This is a genomic window from uncultured Parolsenella sp. (assembly GCF_958346945.1).
Lineage (GTDB): Bacteria > Actinomycetota > Coriobacteriia > Coriobacteriales > Atopobiaceae > Parolsenella.
Window position 1 is genome coordinate 164,644 of sequence record NZ_CATVTL010000001.1, and the last position, 19,290, is coordinate 183,933.

Consider the following 19,290-nt stretch of genomic DNA (forward strand, 5'->3'; position numbering starts at 1 on the left):
ACATGAATCCGGGCGCATATCTCAAGAGCCATCTGGGCCTCGTCCTGTTGCTGCTGGGCACGCTCGCCCTGCTTACCTTTGTGATGGAGGTGGCGGGCGGTCGCAGCTTTGCCCTGCTCGGTCTCATCATTGGCTCCGTGGGGCTGGTCTGCGGCCTGTCCCTTGACTACCTGGCGCACCGCGGGTGGTGGAGGCGGCTCGAGTGCCTGCCGCGCGAGCTCGACAACCCGCGCCTTGTCGCCGCGCTCACCGAGGCCCCCGGCTTTGCTGAGGGTGACGTTGCTTACGAGGCCATCGCCGCGTCCAACAAGTCTGCGAGCGACGAGGTGGCCGCGGCCCGTCGCCAGATGAGCGACTACGAGCGCTACGTCGAGATGTGGGTGCACGAGGTCAAGACCCCGCTTGCCGCCGTGCACCTCACGGTCGAGAACCTCATGGCAGACCCTGTCGAGGCCCAGGTCGACCCCGCCCGCCTCGACTCGATCGACGCGGGGCTGCGCCGCATCGAGGGCTACGTTGACCAGGCATTATACGTGGCGCGCTCCGAGACGCTCGAGGCGGACTACCTCATCCGCTCCCATCGCGTGGGAGACGTCGTGACGGCGGCGCTCAAGGCCAACGCCCGCGAGCTCATAGCCGCTCACATGGCGCCGCGCCTGGGCGAGGGCATGGATCTCACGGTGCTCGCCGACGACAAGTGGCTGGGCTTCGTGCTGGGCCAGTTCTTGCAGAACTCCATTCGCTACCTGCGCGAAGACACCGAGGGAGGGGCGCAGGTGTCCTTCTCGGCGCGCGTCGATGGCGAGGGGCTCGCGAGCGAGTGCGTCGTGCTTGTGGTGCGCGACAACGGCTGCGGCGTGAGCCCGGCCGAGCTGCCCCGCGTGTTCGAGCGGGGCTTCACGGGAGCGAACGGACGCACGCACAAGGGCGCCACGGGGCTTGGCCTATGGCTTGCCAAGATGCTCTGCGAGAAGATGGGCCTGTCCATCTCGGCCGACTCGCGCGAGGGCGCGTGGTTCGAGGTCTCGATCGCGTTCCCCACCAACAAGATGCATTACGTCGAGTAGGGACCCGTGCGGGCACGGTGGCGCCCGCACGGGCCGCCGCTACAGATCTACCTGCACGCAGGCGAGGTCGATGAGGCGCAGCAGGAAGCGAATGCCCTGCAGGTAGGCGTGGCGCGTGATGCGCTCGTCGGTGCCGTGGACGCCTCGGGCGCACTCGTCGTCATCGACCACGAAGGCCGAGAAGCGAATGCAGGCGGGGCAGATGTGTTCGTAGTTGGCCGCGTCTGTGGCGCCAATGACCGTGGAGGGCACGACGCGCACGGGCGTGCGGTCGCTGCTCTCGCCGGGCTCGCGGAAGTAGCGGCCTGCCGCCGCGCGCACGTAGGCGAGGCCGGCGCCGCCGGGTTCGGGCGCGTGCGTGGCCTCCGAGCTGCCGGGACCCAGCTCCACCGTGACGCCCAGGTCTGCCACGGCCTCACGGCAGCGCTCGAGCACGTCTGCGCGCGTGGTGCCCTCGAGCATGCGGAAGTTGACGTTGGCCCACATGTCCTGTGGCATCACGTTGCACGAGGCCGAACCGCCCTCGATCATCGTGGGCGCGCACGTGGTGGTGACGAGTGGGAAGAGCTGCGGGTCCGCAAGGCAGGCGCGGGCCACCTCGTTCGCGCGCTCGTCGACGTCTGCCGCGCAGGCAATGCCAAGCTCGGACAGCGGGCCGCTCGTCATCGCAGGTGCCAGCTCGCGCAGCAGGGCGGCCGTGAGCGGCGTGAGGCGCACGGGCCACTCGATGGCGCAGATGCGCGCAATGGCCTGCGACAGCACGCCCAGCGACGTGCCGCCAAACGGGTTGGACGAGTGGCCGCCGGCGCTCTTCGCCCGCAGCACGACGTCCGCGTAGCCCTTCTCGGCGAGGTCTGCGTGCATGAGGTGAAAGCCCGGCGCCCCGTACTCGGCCGACGAGACGATGCGGTAGTCGCCCTCGTCCACAAGAAACTCGAGCTCAACACCGCGGCGCTCGAGCTCCTGCCCCAGCGCGTGGGCGCCAAACTGGTTGGTCTCCTCGTCTTGGCCAAACGCCAGGACGATGGTGCGGCGCAGGCGCCAGCCATGGGCCAGCGCGTATTCGACGGCCTCGAGGATGCCCGTGACCTGGTCCTTCATGTCGATGGCGCCGCGGCCCCAGACGTAGGTGTCGTCCACGTCGCCCGAGAAGGCGCCGTGGCCCCAGTCGCCCTCGGTGCCGGGCACGACGCTCACCACGTCCTGGTGGCCCATGAGCATCATGGGACGCAGGGACGCGTCGCTGCCCGGGATGGTCACCAGCAGCGAGTGGCCAATGACCTCGGCTTCGCCGGCGGAGAAGACGTGCGGGTATGCCGCGCGCATCCAGGTCTGCAGCGCGTCGAAGGCGCCCCAGTCCGTCTGCGCGTCGTCCATGTGGCTCACCGTGGCAAACGAGAGCGCCCGGCCCAGCCGCTCGCAGAGGTCCTGCTCGCACAGGTCGGGGTAGTCCGTCTCGTGGTCAAAGAACTGCCAGACGGCCGCGCCGGTGTTACCGGCAGCCTCGCTACCAGCACCGCCCGCCGCCTGCTCGTTCTTCTCGGCCATGTGTCCGGCCGCAGGCGCGGCGCCTACCTGTTCGCCCGCCGCTACGACGGCGCCGCTCACGCGCCGGCTCCGGCCGTGGCCTCGGAGTCGTCAAGGTAGCGCGAGAGGAACGCGCGCGTGCGCTCGTGCTCGGGTGCGCCAAAGATCTTGTCGGGAGAGCCCTGCTCGAGCACCACGCCCTGGTCCATGAAGACCACGCGGTCACTCACGGTGCGGGCAAAGGCCATCTCGTGCGTGACCACCACCATGGTCATGCCCTCGCCCGCGAGCTTGCGCATGACCTCGAGCACCTCGCCCACGATCTCGGGGTCAAGGGCGCTCGTGGGCTCGTCGAACAGCATGATCTGCGGGTTCATGCACAGCGCGCGGGCAATGGCCACGCGCTGCTTCTGGCCGCCGGACAGGCGTGTCACGTCGGCGTTGGCAAACTTGGCGAGTCCCACGCTCTCGAGGTGCCTCAGGGCGGTCTTCTCGGCCTCCTCCTTGGAGCACTTCTTGAGCGTCACGGGCGCAAGCGTGCAGTTGTCGAGCACGTTCATGTTGTTGAAGAGGTTGAAGCCCTGGAACACCATGCCAATCTTCTCGCGCAGGGCGTTCACGTTGGTGCGGTCGGCCGTGAGGTCGGTGTCGTGGAACCACACGTGGCCCGAGTCGGGCGTCTCGAGCAGGTTGAGGCAGCGCAGCAGGGTCGACTTGCCCGAGCCCGAGGCGCCGATGATCGTCACGACCTCGCCCGGCATGACGGAGAGGTTGATGCCCTTGAGCACCTCGAGCTGGCCAAACGACTTGCGCAGGTCCTCGACGCGGATGAGGGCCTCGCCCTCGGCGGGGGCGGTTGCGGAGTGCTCCGCGGTGATGTTCTGGTTGTCCACGGTTCCTCCTAGTTAGAGCTGGGGAGCGTCTTGGTGCCCTGGGCGCCCAGGCGCTTGCCGAAGGCCTCGAGCAGGCGGCTCGCGATGAGCGTGAGGCACAGGTACACGACGAGCGCCACGCAGTAGACCTCCATCTGGCGGTAGTAGATGCCGGCCACGGTGGTGGTGGCGTACATGAGGTCGAACACGCCGATGACCGAGAGCACCGAGGAGTCCTTGATGTTGATGATGAGCTCGTTGGTGAGCGCGGGGATGGCGTACTTGATGCCCTGCGGGAACACGACCTTGCGCATGGCCTGCCACTGCGAGAGGCCCAGGCTGCGGGCCGCCTCGGCCTGCCCGGCGTCGACGCTCTCGATGCCGCCGCGCAGCACCTCCATCATATAGGCGGTGGAGTTGAGCGAGATAGTGACGAGGCCCGCCGTGAACGTGGACCAGATCTGGTTGGCCTGGCCGGTGTCCATGCCAAGGCCGCGCAGGAACGAGAAGCCCGCGAAGTAGATGAGCAGGCCCTGCACCATCATGGGCGTGCCGCGCACCACGGTGCTGTAGGCGCGCGAGAAGCCACGGCCCACGCTCTTGAGGAAGCGGATGGCGTCGTTGTCGACGCGGTCTGCCTGCTGGATGCGCAGGAAGCACATGCCCAGCGCCAGGAAGAACGCGATGATCGTGCCAAAGGTGGCAAGCGCGATGGTGATGCCAATGCCCTGGACAAAGAACCGCCTGCTCTCCCACGTCATGTAGACGAGGCTCGAGAGGAAGTCGCTGGGGTTGGAGTTGGACGCGACGCTCACGCGTACGAGGTCGGCAAAGCCCAGCGCGCCGCGGTCGACGAAGAACAGCAGCGTGCAGGCGACCACCACGTAGGAGCCGACGCGCTCGGCGCGCTTGGCGACCGGGCGGGCGAGGGGAGAGGTGGCGGCGTAGTCGCGCCAGCGCACGAGCTTGTTGAGCAGGGCCACGGCCGAGACGGCGAGCCAGGCCCACAGGACGAGCCACGGCAGGTCCTGGGCGATGCCCAGGGGCGCCAGCGCGCTCATGGGCGTGGGCGCCTGCTGCGAGAACCACAGGCCCACGGCCGCGATCGCGCTCGTGCCAAGGAAGACGTAGCGGTGGTCGGCCGCGCAGAAGGAGGCCAGACGCTCGAGTGACTTCATGGGGCTCCCTCCCTATTCCGGCTGGCGGTCGAGGCAGGCCTGCCACATGGCGCTGCGCTCGTCCTCGCTCACGCCGTCCACGACCTCGTTGATGATATCGAGCAGCTTGGTCGAGCCCTTGCGCATGCCCACGTTACAGGTGACGTCCTGCTGGAAGCCCTCGCCCTCGGCAAAGCGGACGGGCACGATGCCGGGGTTCTGCTTCATGTAGCCCTCCTCGTTCTCGGTGTTGTAGGTCACCGCGTCGCAGGTGCCCTGCAGCAGGTGGCTGAACACATTGGGCACCGAGTCGACGGGGGCCTGGTGGATGACGCCGGGGATCTCGTCGATGACGGTGTCGAGCATCGTGTCCTTCTGGCCCAGCACCTGCGCGCCCGAGAAGTCAGACAGCTTGGTGGCGTTTTCGTACTTGGAGCCCTCCTTCACGAACAGGCCAAAGTAGCCCACGAAGTAGGGGTCGGAGAAGTCGACGGACTGGCGGCGCTCGTCGGTGGCGCTCATGCCGGCGATGATGAGGTCGATCTGGCCGTTGTTGAGGGCGTCGATGAGGCCAGAGAAGGTCATCTTCACCGTAACGGGCTCGCCGCCGAGCTCCTCGCACACGAGCTTGGCGAACTGGACGTCGTAGCCGTCGGCGTAGGCGCCGCTCACGTTGTCGACCGGGATGGTGTACTCGCTGGGCTCTGACGTCTGCCAGTTGTAGGGGGCGTAGGCAACCTCCATGCCCACGCGGATCTGCGCCTTGCCAAGGATTTCGTCTGAGCGGTCCTCGCGAGCGTCGCCGGTGCCAGACTCGACGACGGGGATGGTGGAGGGGCGCTGGCAGCCTGCGAGCGCGGGCAGCGCCACGAGCGAACCGGCGCCCAGCGCGGTGCGCAGGAACGCGCGGCGGGTCATGTTGCGGTGAGTAATCATGCGTGTCCTTTCGAGCGTGCCGGCGCGAGGGGGGCGCTCCGGCACCATATGAAGCTCTAACAGGATACGGGTTTGATGGTCCCCGTGCATGCTTGCGCACAAAAGGGTAACGCTGCGGAAATGCCTTTCAGGTTGAGTGCGGGGGCCTGCGGCGTCATGCCGCAGGCCCCCGCCGGTCGTGCGTCAGTTTTAGTTGTCCGCTGGCCGCTACTCGCTCTTCCTCACGCGAATCGCGTCGCGCACGATGCCGGTGCCCATCACATAGGTGAGCACGAAGTAGCCACCGTAGGCCGCGAGGAACACCGCGCAGGTGAGTCCCACCGTGCCACCAATCGAGATGTTGCCCATGACCTTCACCAGGTCGATGATCACGTGCAGGGCAACGGACGAGTGAGCCACGCCCACCACCAGCGGAAACACGAAGAACACGGCCTGCTGCGCCAGCACCGAGTGGCGAATCTCGCTCGTCTCGCATCCCAGCTCAGACAGCACGCGGTAGCTGCGCGTGGAGTCGGCCACGCCCGAGAGCTGCTGGATCGTGAGAATCGCGGCGCACGCCACCACGAGCACAAAGCCAATGTAGATGGCCAGGTAGCTGATGACGCCGCGCATCGAGTTGGACTGCTCGTACATCTCGCTGCGGCGGACGATGGTCTGGCTCCAGTAGCCGCATGGCAGGTCGCCGCCGTCCTGCTCACCAAGGGTGGTGAGGACGAGGCCATCGAAGAAGTCGTCGCCCTGCTTGGTGGTGACGTCTTGGCGGTAGTTGGCGAGCAACGTGCTGAAGGCCAGCGTGTAGTTGGCATCTGCGAGCACCGCGTCGGGCACGATGACGGTGCCGGGGTTGCTACCCATCGCGGAGTTGCCTAGGGCGCCTGCCTTCGCATCGACCTTGCTCGCAACGGGGCGCAGCTCGTGGCCCGCGATTGTAAGCGTCTGGCCCTCGCTCATGAAGTGGTCGTACAGGTCGCTTGCGGTCTCGCCCATGTCGCAGGTGATGAGGTAGCCGTCCTCGCCCAGGCTCACCTGGGGAAGCCCCCGCAGGGAAAGCAGCGCGTTGTACTGGCTCTCAGAGGCAACGTACAGGCCAAAGGTCTCCGAGTTGGTGTAGCCAAAGGCCGCGGGCGTCTCGATGCCCAGCTGCCGGGAGAGCGCAGACGGCGACACCTCGGGCGCGTCCATCGTGTTCGCGGGAATGGAGTAGTACTGGTCGATCTGCACGTGGTCGCCCAAAACCTGGCGCGCATCGAGTTCCCCGGGGGCGCCGGCCTTGTTCGCGCTCTTCTCGGCCATGCCATACGAGCCGTCATCGAGCTTGATGCCCCGCAGGTTGTCGTAGATGTCGAGCGGCCCGCGTGCGAAAGCAAACCCATCGCCGCCAAGCTTCTCGAAGAAGCCGGACACCACGGCCGAGTTGTAGGTGTAGGTGCTCGAGACGTCCACGGGATTGTTGATCTCGAGGTTCTCACTCATGACGCTCGCAATCGACATACCGCAGGTAACGGAGGTAATGGCGAGGAACAGGATCATCGAGATGACGCCCATCGAGAGCGACACGGTGTTCACCTTGGCCGCAAGCTGACGCAGCGTGAACATGTTGAGGCCACGCCAGTAGACGGCTCGCAGGCGCTGTACCAGGGCGAGAAGCGCGCCCGACAGGCCAAAGAACAGCATGATGGTGCCGGCCGTAACCATGCCCGTGGTGATCTCGAACTGCGTCATGCCCTGGTCGAGCTCGTCGCCCACGAGGTCGATGGGAAAGCCGTCGTGCAGCAGGCGCGCGTAGGCCACGCCCACAAGCGCCGCGCCCGCCGCGAACAGCGCAACCGACACCCACGCCTTGCGCATCTTGACCTGCTCGTTCTGGCGGCTTGCGCTCATGAGGCCAATGAGCCGCGTGCGGGCAACAACGCGCAGGTTGAACGCGAGCGTCACCACAAAGATCGTGACGAGGCACGACACCGTGAGACGCAGGGCGTCGAGCGAGAAGAAGAAGTGGAAGGTCGCGATCTGCGCCTTGAACATCGAGGCGGTGAAGAACGTCATGACCCACGAGACGCCCACGCCAAGGAGCAGCCCCAGCACCAGCGCGGCGCCCGAGACGATGGCCGTCTCGAGGGCCATGATAAGGGCCACGCGCCCGCGCGTCATGCCCAGTACCTGGTAGAGGCCAAACTCCTTCTTGCGCCGCTTCATGATGAAGTTGTTGGCGTAGACCATGAGAAAGCCCATGATGGCGGCCAAGAAGTAGGTGAGGCCGCCGAGTGCCTCGCCGAGGAGCTCGGAGAGGCCCTCCATGGGGATGCCGGCGAGGTCCGCCTGCATCGAGACGGTGTTGAACGCGTAGAACACGGCCACGCCCAGGGTGAGCGTGAGCAGGTAGACGAGGTAGTCGCGCCCGGCTCGGCGGACGTTTCCCCAGGCGAGCTTACAGAGCATCGGAGCCGTCACCACCCATCACGGCGACGACCTCCATGATGCGGTCGAAGAACTCGCGGCGGCTCGAGGCGCCGCGGCGCAGCTCGGTGAAGATGCGCCCGTCGCGGATGAACAGCACGCGCTGGGTGTAGCTCGCGGCGAAGCTGTCGTGGGTCACCATGAGGATCGTGGCGCGCGCACCCTCGTTGAGGCTCTGCATGCTTTCGAGTAGCAGGCGCGCGTTCTTGGAGTCGAGCGCGCCCGTGGGCTCGTCGGCCATGATCACGGCGGGGCGGGTCACGAGGGCGCGGGCCGCGGCAACGCGCTGCTGCTGGCCACCGGACAGCTGGTAGGGGTACTTGTCGAGCACCTCGTCGATGCCCAGGCGGCGGGCGATCTGCTCCACGCGGGCGAGCGTCTCGCCCGAGGCCGCGCGTGCGATGGTGAGCGGCAGCGCCACGTTCTCGCGCGCCGTGAGGGTGTCGAGCAGGTTGGAGTCCTGGAAGATGAAGCCCAGCTGCTCGCGGCGGAAGCGCGCAAGGTCGCTGCCGCGCATGGCCGTGACGTCGGCCCCGCGCACCAGGACGTGGCCGCTCGTGGCCGTGTCGATGGTCGAGACGCAGTTGAGCAGCGTCGACTTGCCCGAGCCCGAGGCGCCCATGATGCCCACGAACTCGCCCTCGCGCACGTCAAAGCTTACGTCGGCCAGGGCGCGGGTGGTGACGCCCTTGGCCCTGCCCCTGGGGGCATAGATCTTCTGGAGGTGCTGGACCGACAGCACCGTTCCCTGCGGTGCCTGGTGAACGGGGGCGAGCCCCTCTCCCATGGCGTGGCCCGGCTCGTAGTGCATGCCCATGCGCAATCCCTTCTTTCAGACCCGGCGGCAAGGCCGGGTTCGTCTCACTGATTGTCGGGAATAATGGTGGGGCTGGCGCCCGAGAGGTGCCATCGATTTGGCTTACAGTGGGATTACGGTTTTGAAAGGTTGCCGGCCACGCCGGCTAGGGGGAGGGCACGCTCATGGCAGATGGCAAGATTCCCGAGGAGTTCGAGGTCGGAACGCCGGTGCTGGTGTGCCGCTGGAGGCTCTCAGCCGGAGACCTGCCGCTGCTCAACCGCCACATGCGCGCCCTGGGCAAGCGCAGCGTGCTGGGCAAGGGGCTCTCGAAGCAGCTGCTGGGCTGGGCCAAGCAGCACATCGAGTGGACGCTTGCCGACGGCACGGCCGAGCACCCCGACGGCGTGCTCATGCTGATGGTCGACGCCGAGGGTCGCGCCGCGATGGCGGCCGGCGACTACGAGCCGCCGGCAGACACGTCGCTCGCGGCGCTGGTCGAGCGCGCGGAGAGCGCCTCGACGGAGGCCTCGCAGACCGACGTCGCGCCCGAGACGCTGTGGGTGTCGCGTGGCAGCGGCCTTGCCGTGGGCATGGCGCCCGGCGAGCACATGAGCGGCGCCACCTCGCTGGTGGGCGACCTCGCCAAGACCCTGGGCATGCCCGTCGAGCGCGACCCGCGCCTGCTGCAGCGCCTGGCCGACGGCTCCGAGCGCCCCGCCGAGGCCTTCCTCGTGTCCGACGAGCACGGCATCGTTCCCGCGAGCGACTGCTCGGGCGAGCTTGCCGAGAAGTTCGCTGGCGGCTGGGACCGCCTCCTCGAGCGCTCCCGCTCCCGCCGCAGGTAGCTTCCGCGGGCTGAGCGTGGCGTTTGGCGCTTGCAGACATTCCTCAAGACACAATCTCAAATTGACGACTATTCCGTGCTCATTTGCGGGATAATTAGTTCGCTATGAAGAGATGTCACCCCTTGGCGATCGGGGAAGTCGCCACGGGGTGATTTCGCGTGCTTGGGCATCCGCCAAGGAGGGCGGAGGGCGGCTCTTCTCGCCAAGCCCACGCGTGACCTCGACAAGAAGGAGAGGATATGGCACGTAAGTTCAAGTCTATGGACGGCAACGAGGCTGCTGCTTGGGTCTCGTACGCCTACACCGAGGTGGCGGGCATCTACCCGATCACGCCGTCCAGCCCGATGGCCGACCACGTCGACCAGTGGGCCGCGCAGGGTCTGAAGAACGTCTTTGGCACCCCCGTCAATGTGGTCGAGATGGAGTCTGAGGCTGGCGCCTCCGGCACCGTCCACGGCTCCCTTGGCGCCGGCGCCCTCACGACGACCTACACGGCGTCCCAGGGCCTGCTGCTCATGATCCCGAACATGTACAAGATCGCTGGCGAGGGCCTGCCGGGCGTGTTCCACGTCTCCGCGCGTTGCGTTGCCTCCCACGCGCTCAACATCTTCGGCGACCACTCCGACGTCATGGCCTGCCGCCAGACCGGCTTCGCCATGCTCGCCGAGGGCAACGTCCAGGAGGTCATGGACCTCTCGCCGGTGGCCCACCTGGCCGCCATCAAGGGTCGCGTGCCGTTCCTGAACTTCTTCGACGGCTTCCGCACCTCCCACGAGATCCAGAAGGTCGCCATGTGGGACTTCGACGACCTCAAGGACATGCTCGACATGGACGCCGTCCAGGCCTTCCGTGACCACGCCTTGAACCCCGAGCACCCGCACGCCCGTGGTTCCCACGAGAACGGCGACATCTTCTTCCAGCACCGCGAGGCCTGCAACACGGCCTACAACGAGCTGCCCGCCGTTGTCGAGGAGTACATGAACAAGATCAATGCCAAGCTCGGCACTGATTACGGCCTGTTCAACTACTACGGCGCCCCCGACGCCGACCGCGTGGTCGTCTGCATGGGCTCGTTCTGCGACGTCCTCGAGGAGGTCATCGACTACCTCAACGCCCACGGCGAGAAGGTCGGCCTGGTCAAGGTTCGTCTGTACCGCCCGTTCTCCATCAAGCACTTCGTCGACGTCCTGCCCGAGACGGTCAAGAAGATCGCCGTCATGGACCGCACGAAGGAGCCGGGCTCCATTGGCGAGCCGCTGTACCAGGACGTCGTGACCGCCCTCTACGAGGCCGGCAAGACCGACATCCACGTCTCTGGCGGCCGTTACGGCCTCGGCAGCAAGGACACGCCGCCCGCGTCTGCCTTCGCCGTCTTCGAGGAGCTCAAGAAGGACGAGCCCAAGCGCGAGTTCACCATCGGCATCAACGACGACGTTACGCACCTCTCGCTCCCCGAGCCTGAGGACGCCCCCAACACCGCTGCCCCCGGCACCATCGAGTGCAAGTTCTGGGGTCTCGGCGGCGACGGCACCGTTGGCGCCAACAAGAACTCCATCAAGATCATCGGCGACCACACGGACAAGTACGTCCAGGCCTACTTCCAGTACGACTCCAAGAAGACCGGCGGCGTCACCGTCTCGCACCTGCGCTTTGGTGATTCCCCGATCCGCTCGCCGTACTACGTGACCAAGGCCGACTTTGTCGCTTGCCACAACCCCAGCTACATCGTCAAGGGCTTCAAGATGGTCCGCGACGTCAAGCCGGGCGGCACCTTCCTGGTCAACTGCCAGTGGAGCGACGAGGAGTTCGCCGAGCACATGCCCGCTGTGGCTAAGCGCTACATCGCGAACAACAACGTCAACGTCTACCTGATCGACGCTATCGACCTGGCTGCCAAGGTCGGCATGGGCAAGCGCACCAACACGGTGCTCCAGTCCGCCTTCTTCGCGCTGGCCAAGGTCCTGCCCGCCGAGGACGCCCTGCAGTACATGAAGGACGCGGCTACCAAGTCCTACATGAAGAAGGGCCAGGCCATCGTCGACGCCAACCACAAGGCCATCGACGCCGGCGCCACCGCCTTCCACAAGTTCGAGGTGCCCGCTGACTGGGCCACTGCCGAGGACAAGCCGCACGAGCTCTCCATCGAGGGTCGCGCCGCCATCGTTGAGCAGGTCAAGAACCTCCTCGAGCCCATCAACCGCATGGATGGTGACTCCCTGCCCGTCTCCGCGTTCGAGAAGCACGTCGACGGCCAGTGGGAGCTCGGCGCCTCTCAGTACGAGAAGCGCGGCGTTGCCGTCATGGTTCCGCACTGGGACGAGACCAAGTGCATCCAGTGCAACCAGTGCTCCTATGTCTGCCCGCACGCCACGATTCGCCCGATTGCCCTCACGGCTGACGAGGCTGCCGCGGCTCCTGAGAACATGCGCATGATCGACGCCAAGGGCAAGGGCACCGACGGCCTGAAGTTCGCCATCGCCGTGTCCCCGCTCGACTGCATGGGCTGCTACAACTGCGTGACGGCCTGCCCGAAGGACGCCCTCACCATGGTTCCGCAGGAGGACGAGCTCGACCAGGCTCCCGTCTGGGATTACGCCGTCAACAAGGTCTCCGAGAAGAAGGAGCTCGTTGCTGCCAACGTCAAGGGCAGCCAGTTCGCCAAGCCGCTGCTTGAGTTCTCCGGCTCCTGCGCCGGCTGCGCCGAGACGTCCTACGCTCGCCTGATCACCCAGGTCTGCGGTGACCGCATGTTCATCTCCAACGCCACCGGCTGCTCCTCCATCTGGGGCAACCCTGCTGCCACCTCGCCCTATACGGTCAACGCCGAGGGCCACGGTCCGGCCTGGAACAACTCCCTGTTCGAGGACAACGCTGAGCACGGCCTCGGCTTCGCCGTGGGTTACGCTGCCGTCCAGGACAAGCTCGTCGCTCAGACCAAGGCCCTGCTCGAGGGTGACGCCTCTGACGAGCTGAAGGCCGCTGCCACCGCTTGGCTCGAGAACCGCAACGACACTGAGGCCTCCAAGACCACGGCCGCTGCCTATGTCGCCGAGCTCGAGAAGTGCGGCTGCGACGCCTCCAAGGCCATCCTGGCCGACAAGGCTTACCTCACCAAGAAGTCCTTCTGGATCTTCGGCGGCGACGGCTGGGCCTATGACATCGGCTTCGGCGGCCTGGACCACGTCCTGGCTTCCAACCACAACGTCAACGTCTTCGTCTTCGACACCGAGGTCTACTCCAACACGGGTGGCCAGGCCTCCAAGGCCTCTAACCTCGGCCAGGTCGCGCAGTTCGCTGCCGCCGGCAAGATGACCAAGAAGAAGTCTCTCGCCGAGATCGAGATGTCCTACGGCTACGTCTACGTCGCTCAGGTTGCCATGGGCGCCAACCCCGCACAGACGCTCAAGGCCATCACCGAGGCCGAGGCCTACGACGGCCCGTCCCTGGTCATCGGCTACAGCCCCTGCGAGATGCACTCCATCAAGAAGGGCGGCATGATGCACTGCCAGGAGGAGATGAAGAAGGCCGTCGATTGCGGCTACTGGAACCTCTTCCGCTTCAACCCGGCTGCGCCGGAGGGCAAGAAGTTCTCGCTCGACTCCAAGGAGCCGGCGGGCGGCTACCAGGAGTTCCTCATGAACGAGGCCCGCTACGCCTCGCTCACGCGTTCGTTCCCCGAGCGCGCCAAGGAGCTCTTCGCCGAGAACGAGCAGGCTGCCATGGATCGCTACGCGCACCTGCTCAAGCTCAAGGCCGTCTACAACGAGGCGTAAGTCTCCGCACTAGTCTGGCTGGGCACATCGCCTGAGCTTATGGTCCCCGTCCTGGTTATCCAGGGCGGGGCCTTTTTATATATGACGAGCACGGAATGGGTGGTGCCCAAGCGTCTGTTGCGCCAATGCTGGTACTGCGCCGGGAATGTGGATGAAACCCTGGGCGCAACGTATGGGCCTGGTGCAGACGGGCGACAACTCGATCACGGCCCGCGGGGCCATCGTGCTCGTGGCCTTGGGCGCCGTCCTCGTGGCCACGGGCCTCATCCTGTGGCCCCGCCGCCACCGCAACGACGATGACGGCGCGGACGAGAAGCGCTAACGCTCGCAAGCTGCGCCGGCGTCCTTCTCGCACGTCAGCCCCGCCGCCCGCGGTACCCCCCCCATTTCATCTGTTCATCCAAATTACGCGCTAGGAGGCTCCTGGATACATAATTTGGACGAACGGGCGGGAGAGCCGAGTAATTCGGATGAGCGGATGGGAGGACCGCGGAATTCGGATGAACGGATGGCTGTCGAGCGAGCGGTGCGGACACCGGCGCGGGCCGTCCTTCTCACGCATGGTCCTGCTGGCAAACTTGGCAAAAGATAAATAAATAGTCCCTTCCAATTTGTCCTATCAAATGCTGTCGGCGAACGGCCAAAAATCCCCGGTGGGGTAGAATGGCCTTACGTAAACAGGGGAAGGGGGAGCATGGCCACGTATGCCTCGAGCTGCATCGAATTTGCTGCGCGTGCAAGCCTTGCCCCACGAGGGCGGCGATAGCATGAATCCCGCAATTGTCATTCCCACCTACTGGGCGGCAGACCCCACGGACAGCGGCGTGTACGACCACGCCACCGCCGTCGACGAGCCCCTGCCCGAGCTCGCGCGCTGCCTCGACTCGCTCGACGATGTGCGCGGCGTCATTCGCGTCATCGTGCTGCTCGTGGCGCGCCCCGGCGTCGAGGATGCCGCCCGCGCCCGCGTGAACGCCATCGTGCGCGACCACGAGGGGCTCAACCCCCTGGTCATCGGAACGGCTGAGGCCCGCCTCATCGAGGGCTGCATCGAGAACGCCATCCCGGGGCTTGGCGGCGAGACCGTGGCCCTGCGCGGCTACGGCGCCATCCGCAACATGGGCCTTGCCACCTGTGCCATGCTCGGCCACGACGTCTGCGTCTTCATGGACGACGACGAGGTGGCCCTTGGCCCCGACTACCTGGTCGACGCCGTCTACGGGCTGGGCCAGCTCACGCGCCAGGACCTCAAGATCCTTGCCAAGACCGGTCACTTCATCGACGCCAACGGCTCCCACCTGGCAGACGTCTCCAAGCCCAAGCTCTGGGAGCGCTGGTGGTCCAAGCGCCGCGAGTTCAACGAGTGGATGGAGCCCGCGCTCGAGGGCGTGCGCATCTGCCGCTCAAACTACGCGTGCGGCGGCTGCATGGCCATTCACGCGGCGGCCTTCGCCCGGGTGCCGTTCGACCCCGCCATCACCCGTGGCGAAGACCTCGACTACCTGCTCAACCTGCGCCTCTGCGGCCTCGAGATGTGGTTCGACCGCTCCTGGTACGTGCGGCACCTACCGCCCAAGACGCCCGATGACCCCAACCGATTCCTGCAGGACATCTTCCGCTGGTTCTACGAGCGCGCAAAGCTGGGGTTCTGCTCGCGCCAGCCAAGCCTCTCGCACGTCTCGGCCGAGTCGCTCATGCCCTACCCGGGCAAGTGGCTCTCGCCCGAGCTCGACGCACGGGTTGCCCACACGTCGTTCGCCCGCGCGGTCCTGGGACCCAACAGGGGCTCCTACCTGCGCATCTGGCAAAGCGGCAGAAGCGAGGCTCGCACGTACGCCACGGCCAACGCAAGCAGCTACACGCGCCTGCTCAACTTTTGGCCCAGCGTCATCGACGAGCTATGGGACAGCGAGGAGCTCGCCGCCCGCGTCGTTGCCTGCAGCAGGGCGTCACGCGCCGGCAAGGCCGCCAGGGATGGCGCGTCGCAACCCGCCCCCGCCCGGGGCACCGCAAAGCAGCCCGCGCCCGCCGGCGCGGCCCAAACGAAAGGAGAGGGCGCTTGAGTCCCAACCGTCTCAACGGGCGCCGCGCACGCCTCGAGGACGCCCGCGGATCGCAGGCCGCCGAGCACATGCTCGGGCTCGCGTCCAAGACGCTCGACCTCATGCGCTCCGGCCTTACCATGCAGGGCTGCCAGGGCGTCTGCCAGCTGCTGCTGCCGGAGACCACGGCCATCGCCGTTGCCATGACCGACACCGAGCGCGTGCTCGCCTACGAGGGCGCCCTTGCCGCGGACTTCCCGCCGGGCAGCCCCATCCACACGGCCGGCACCCTCGAGGTGCTCCAGACCGGCAAGATTGGCATGTTCCAGTCTCGTGCCGAGGGCGACAAGGGCTCCACCGAGCTGCCCCGCACCGTGCGCGGCGGCATCGTGGTGCCCCTGAACGTCCAGGACCGCACCTTTGGCACCATCAAGTTCTACTATCGCTCGCCGGCCGACATCGACCGCAGCCAGGTGGCCATCGCCCGCGGCTTTGGCCAGCTGCTCTCGACCCAGCTCTCGACCCACGAGCTCGACCGTCAGGCCGAGCTCACCGCAAAGGCTGAGGTCAAGGCCCTGCAGGCGCAAATTAACCCGCACTTCCTCTTTAACACGATCAACACCATCGCGGCGCTCACCCGCACCGACCCCGCGCAGGCCCGCACTCTGCTGCGCGAGTTCGCGGTGTTCTATCGCCAGACCCTCGAGAGCACCGAGCAGCTCATCCCGCTGTCGCGCGAGCTCGAGCAGACGAGACGCTACCTGCGCTTCGAGCGCGCCCGCTTTGGCCAGGACCGCATCCTCGAGCGCGAGCACGTGGCCTCAGGCTGCGGGGACGTGCTGGTGCCCGCCTTCATCGTGCAGCCCATCGTCGAGAACGCCGTGCGCCACGCCATGCGTGACGAGGGGCCGCTCCACATCGACATCCGCGCCGACGCGGACGACGGCGACGTGGTCATCGCGGTGGCCGACGACGGCCTGGGAATGGACGAGGCGGCGGTGGTCAAGCTGCGCGAAGGCATCGACGCCCCACACGGTTCTGGCTGCTCACGCGAGGAAAAGGGGACCGGGATTGCTTTGAGAAATGTTGCAGAGCGTCTCGAGAGGTTCTATGGTTTTGGGTCAGGCATCGACATCGTGTCGAAGCCTGGCGAGGGCACGTGCGTGACGCTTCGACTTGCCCGCACTGCCACTCACGACGAATAACAAGGATGTGCCTGAATGTTGCGTGCCATGATTGTTGATGACGAGGCCCCCGCTCGCTCCGAGCTGCGCTTCCTGCTCGAGGAGACCGGTCGCGTCGATGAGATCATCGAGGCTTCAAGCGCTCGCGATGCCGTCGAGAAGCTGATGGATGGTCGCCCTGACGTGCTGTTCCTCGACATCTCCATGCCCAAGACCAACGGCATGCAGCTTGCAGAGGCGCTCCACAAGCTCAAGAACCCGCCGGCGGTCGTGTTCGTGACGGCCTACAGCGAGTACGCCCTCGAGGCCTTCGACGTCGACGCGGTTGACTACCTGATGAAGCCCGTCGAGACCGAGCGCCTCGAGCGCGCCCTCGACAAGGTGGCCGCGCGCGCCAAGATGGCGTCGGCCCCGGCCGCCCCGGCCGAGCGCATTCCCGTCGAGAAGGGAGGCCGCAAGGTCCTCGTGCCCATCGACCAGATTCGCTACATCGAGGCCAAGGACGACTACTCCTGCATCTACACGGACAGCGACCGCTACCTGTCCGTCATCTCGCTGGCCCAGCTCGAGGCTAAGCTCTCGCCGCACGGCTTCTTCCGCGTGCACCGTGGCTACATCGTGAACCTCCAGTACGTGGAGGACGTCGAGGTGGTCTCGAGCGGCGTCATGCAGCTGGGCATCCAGGGCGTCGAGGGCAAGAAGATCTCCGTCTCGCGCCGACGCGTCGTGCAGCTCAAGCGCGCGCTGGGCCTGTAAAGGGGGAGCCGTGGCACGCAAGCGCATCGACGTCCTGAGCGACACCCACGGGCGCCTCTCGCGCGAGGTGCTCGACGCCATCGACGGCTGCGACCTCATCGTCCACGCCGGCGACATCACCTCCGAGGACGACTTCATCACCCTGGGGGCCATCGCGCCCTTGCGTCTGTGCCTGGGCAACAACGACTGGGCGGGCGAGTACGGGGCGGACGTCACGCGCAAGGTGCGCTTCGAGTACGAGGGGCTGCAGTTCTGCGTGACGCACTACCAGCAGAACCTCACGGGCGAGCGCTTCGACGTGGGCGTCTTTGGCCACACGCACGTGCCCGAGACGCGCACCCTTAACAGCGGCGCGCTCATGATCAACCCCGGCAGCCCCACGTTTCCGCGCAGCCAGGCGGGCCCCACGATGGGTCGCCTGGTGGTCGAGGGCGGGCGCGTGGTCTCGAGCGAGATCATCCGCCTCGCGCCCGACGAGGACCGCGGCTGGGGCCGCAGCTTCTTCGCCGGCTGGTAGCCGGGGACAGAGGGACGTGTCTTTTGTCCCCGCCTGCTTGGCTCTTCTCAACCACAAATTCCTAGGAAAATGCCGTTAACGCTGTCTCTTAATTGGCGTTAACGGCATTTTCCTAGGATTCTGAAGGTGACCGGTTGGGCCCAACCGGGCGGGCCCATCTGGGCCGCTGCCTGCGCCCGGATGGACGGGGTCGGGTCGCTGCCTGCGCCCCGGATGGGCGGGATTGGGCCGCTGCCCGCGCCCGGATGGACGGGGTCGGGTTACAGCCTGCGCCCCGGATGAGCCGGGGTTCGCAGCCGCCCGCGCCCTACAGGAACTCGCGGAGCTCCTTGACGAGGCGGGCCTTGGGGGCGCTGCCCACCATCGTGTGCACGGGCTTGCCACCCTTGAACAGGATGAGCGTGGGAATCGACATGACCTGGAAGCGCATCGCCAGGTCCTGCTCCTGCTCCACGTTGCACTTGTAGACGTCAAGCTCGTCTGCCAGCTCGTCGGAGATCTGTTCGACGATGGGGGAGAGGGCGCGGCATGGGCCGCACCAGGTTGCCCAGAAGTCGACCAGCACGGGCCTGTCGGTACCGCGTACGATGCCGTCGAACGTTTCTTCCGTGATTGCCTTCGATGCCATGGTTGCCTCCCATCGCGCGCATGGGCGCGCCTCGTTTCTGTTCGATGTGGCTTATACCCATGCGAGCGCGGGCGTAGCACCCGCCAGGCGGTAGAATCGCGCTAGTGACATCAATGCCGCGAGCACCGGGCGCCTGAGGGGCGTCCTCAACATCTTTGACCATGGGAGTGGGAATGGACGTCTCTGGGGAGAGCCTCGAGAAGGCAAAGGCCGAGCTGGGCGACCTTGCGGGAGCGGGTGTGTGCATGGCGGGCAACGCCTTCTCGCACGTGCTGCTCGTGAAGGGCGAGCCCGAGGTGGCGGGCGCCTCGGGCAACGTCCCGGCGCTGCTTGCCGGCCCCGACGGCGTGGCCCTGCACAAGGCGCTGGGCGCGCTGGGCTATGCCCCCGAGGACTGGGGCGCCCTCTCGGTGCGCGACGTCGACGGTTTTCCCCTCGTGCCCGGTACCCTGAGGCTCGCCATCGCCACGCTCGACCCCTCGACGCTTATCGCCCTCGACGAAGCGGCGGCCGCGGCCATTCGCGAGGCCTTCGCCGACGAGCTGGTGGAGCTCGAGAGCTTCGACGCCGCGATGCTCACGCCCGGTGCGGTCGTGCGCCTGTTGGGCATGCGCGTCATGGCGCTGGGCGGGTTCGAGAAGAGCCTGTCGGACCCCAAGGCCAAGCAGCTCATGTGGGCGCGCCTCAAGCAGCTGCCGCCCGAGGGCGAGCCGTACTAGGCGGCTCGCGG

At 66.6% G+C, this 19,290-nt stretch carries 16 protein-coding genes; 9 read left to right on the plus strand and 7 right to left on the minus strand.

Features of this window, described 5'->3' with window-relative positions:
* Positions 1-2 precede the first annotated feature (2 nt).
* Positions 3-1,067, plus strand: a complete 1,065-nt coding sequence (locus Q3866_RS00715; protein WP_301828844.1) for a HAMP domain-containing sensor histidine kinase — start codon at positions 3-5, stop codon at positions 1,065-1,067.
* 39 nt (positions 1,068-1,106) lie between these two features.
* Here the strand turns inward: Q3866_RS00715 and Q3866_RS00720 are convergent, their stop codons facing one another.
* The 6 genes from Q3866_RS00720 to Q3866_RS00745 form a co-directional block, all read right to left on the minus strand.
* A complete protein-coding gene (locus Q3866_RS00720; protein ID WP_301828845.1) occupies positions 1,107-2,615 on the minus strand; it encodes a M20/M25/M40 family metallo-hydrolase in 1,509 nt (502 codons plus the stop codon).
* 56 nt (positions 2,616-2,671) lie between these two features.
* Positions 2,672-3,487, minus strand: a complete 816-nt coding sequence (locus tag Q3866_RS00725; RefSeq protein WP_301828846.1) for an amino acid ABC transporter ATP-binding protein — start codon at positions 3,485-3,487, stop codon at positions 2,672-2,674.
* Positions 3,488-3,495: 8 nt separating this feature from the next.
* Complete coding sequence (locus Q3866_RS00730) at positions 3,496-4,644, minus strand: amino acid ABC transporter permease (RefSeq protein ID WP_301828848.1); 1,149 nt, start codon at positions 4,642-4,644, stop codon at positions 3,496-3,498.
* Positions 4,645-4,656: 12 nt separating this feature from the next.
* A complete protein-coding gene (locus Q3866_RS00735) occupies positions 4,657-5,559 on the minus strand; it encodes a transporter substrate-binding domain-containing protein (protein ID WP_301828850.1) in 903 nt (300 codons plus the stop codon).
* Between the two features lie 207 nt (positions 5,560-5,766).
* Positions 5,767-7,998 carry an FtsX-like permease family protein gene (locus Q3866_RS00740; protein ID WP_301828851.1) on the minus strand — a complete coding sequence of 744 codons (2,232 nt, stop codon included), beginning with the start codon at positions 7,996-7,998 and terminating at the stop codon, positions 5,767-5,769.
* Entirely contained in the window at positions 7,988-8,803 is an 816-nt protein-coding gene (locus tag Q3866_RS00745) for an ABC transporter ATP-binding protein (protein ID WP_293673998.1), read from the minus strand. Before Q3866_RS00745 ends, Q3866_RS00740 begins: the two co-directional genes overlap by 11 nt.
* A gap of 194 nt (positions 8,804-8,997) precedes the next feature.
* Here Q3866_RS00745 and Q3866_RS00750 point away from each other — a divergent pair, with 194 nt between their 5' ends.
* The 7 genes from Q3866_RS00750 to Q3866_RS00780 all read left to right on the plus strand — a co-directional run bounded on the left by Q3866_RS00750 (position 8,998) and on the right by Q3866_RS00780 (position 17,932).
* A complete protein-coding gene (locus Q3866_RS00750; RefSeq protein ID WP_293824238.1) occupies positions 8,998-9,660 on the plus strand; it encodes a hypothetical protein in 663 nt (220 codons plus the stop codon).
* Between the two features lie 239 nt (positions 9,661-9,899).
* Positions 9,900-13,433: a pyruvate:ferredoxin (flavodoxin) oxidoreductase gene (gene nifJ, locus Q3866_RS00755; protein WP_301828856.1), complete on the plus strand. Its 3,534-nt coding sequence runs from the start codon at positions 9,900-9,902 to the stop codon at positions 13,431-13,433.
* A 172-nt stretch (positions 13,434-13,605) separates the two neighbouring features.
* Positions 13,606-13,755: a hypothetical protein gene (locus tag Q3866_RS00760; RefSeq protein ID WP_301828858.1), complete on the plus strand. Its 150-nt coding sequence runs from the start codon at positions 13,606-13,608 to the stop codon at positions 13,753-13,755.
* 445 nt (positions 13,756-14,200) lie between these two features.
* Entirely contained in the window at positions 14,201-15,496 is a 1,296-nt protein-coding gene (locus Q3866_RS00765; protein ID WP_301828859.1) for a glycosyltransferase family 2 protein, read from the plus strand.
* Positions 15,493-16,680, plus strand: a complete 1,188-nt coding sequence (locus tag Q3866_RS00770; RefSeq protein ID WP_301828861.1) for a histidine kinase — start codon at positions 15,493-15,495, stop codon at positions 16,678-16,680. The genes Q3866_RS00765 and Q3866_RS00770 overlap by 4 nt, the downstream gene beginning before the upstream one ends.
* A 15-nt stretch (positions 16,681-16,695) precedes the next feature.
* Positions 16,696-17,415 carry a LytTR family DNA-binding domain-containing protein gene (locus Q3866_RS00775; RefSeq protein WP_293674173.1) on the plus strand — a complete coding sequence of 240 codons (720 nt, stop codon included), beginning with the start codon at positions 16,696-16,698 and terminating at the stop codon, positions 17,413-17,415.
* A gap of 10 nt (positions 17,416-17,425) precedes the next feature.
* Entirely contained in the window at positions 17,426-17,932 is a 507-nt protein-coding gene (locus tag Q3866_RS00780; protein ID WP_301828865.1) for a metallophosphoesterase, read from the plus strand.
* A gap of 307 nt (positions 17,933-18,239) precedes the next feature.
* Here Q3866_RS00780 and trxA read toward each other — a convergent pair whose 3' ends face one another.
* Positions 18,240-18,560 carry a thioredoxin gene (trxA, locus tag Q3866_RS00785; RefSeq protein WP_301828867.1) on the minus strand — a complete coding sequence of 107 codons (321 nt, stop codon included), beginning with the start codon at positions 18,558-18,560 and terminating at the stop codon, positions 18,240-18,242.
* A 173-nt stretch (positions 18,561-18,733) separates the two neighbouring features.
* On the opposite strand from trxA, the gene Q3866_RS00790 reads away from it, so the two are divergent.
* Positions 18,734-19,279: a hypothetical protein gene (locus Q3866_RS00790; protein WP_301828869.1), complete on the plus strand. Its 546-nt coding sequence runs from the start codon at positions 18,734-18,736 to the stop codon at positions 19,277-19,279.
* Positions 19,280-19,290 lie beyond the last annotated feature (11 nt).

What these genes read in the sequence shown, in the direction of transcription:
- Q3866_RS00790 (WP_301828869.1), top strand. Translation starts at nt 18,734, where the DNA reads ATGGACGTCTCTGGGGAGAGCCTCGAGAAGGCAAAGGCCGAGCTGGGC.
- Q3866_RS00740 (WP_301828851.1), bottom strand. Translation starts at nt 7,998, where the DNA reads ATGCTCTGTAAGCTCGCCTGGGGAAACGTCCGCCGAGCCGGGCGCGAC.
- Q3866_RS00775 (WP_293674173.1), top strand. Translation starts at nt 16,696, where the DNA reads ATGTTGCGTGCCATGATTGTTGATGACGAGGCCCCCGCTCGCTCCGAG.
- trxA (WP_301828867.1), bottom strand. Translation starts at nt 18,560, where the DNA reads ATGGCATCGAAGGCAATCACGGAAGAAACGTTCGACGGCATCGTACGC.
- Q3866_RS00765 (WP_301828859.1), top strand. Translation starts at nt 14,201, where the DNA reads ATGAATCCCGCAATTGTCATTCCCACCTACTGGGCGGCAGACCCCACG.
- Q3866_RS00730 (WP_301828848.1), bottom strand. Translation starts at nt 4,644, where the DNA reads ATGAAGTCACTCGAGCGTCTGGCCTCCTTCTGCGCGGCCGACCACCGC.
- Q3866_RS00735 (WP_301828850.1), bottom strand. Translation starts at nt 5,559, where the DNA reads ATGATTACTCACCGCAACATGACCCGCCGCGCGTTCCTGCGCACCGCG.
- Q3866_RS00715 (WP_301828844.1), top strand. Translation starts at nt 3, where the DNA reads ATGAATCCGGGCGCATATCTCAAGAGCCATCTGGGCCTCGTCCTGTTG.
- nifJ (WP_301828856.1), top strand. Translation starts at nt 9,900, where the DNA reads ATGGCACGTAAGTTCAAGTCTATGGACGGCAACGAGGCTGCTGCTTGG.
- Q3866_RS00745 (WP_293673998.1), bottom strand. Translation starts at nt 8,803, where the DNA reads ATGGGAGAGGGGCTCGCCCCCGTTCACCAGGCACCGCAGGGAACGGTG.
- Q3866_RS00750 (WP_293824238.1), top strand. Translation starts at nt 8,998, where the DNA reads ATGGCAGATGGCAAGATTCCCGAGGAGTTCGAGGTCGGAACGCCGGTG.
- Q3866_RS00720 (WP_301828845.1), bottom strand. Translation starts at nt 2,615, where the DNA reads ATGGCCGAGAAGAACGAGCAGGCGGCGGGCGGTGCTGGTAGCGAGGCT.
- Q3866_RS00760 (WP_301828858.1), top strand. Translation starts at nt 13,606, where the DNA reads ATGGGCCTGGTGCAGACGGGCGACAACTCGATCACGGCCCGCGGGGCC.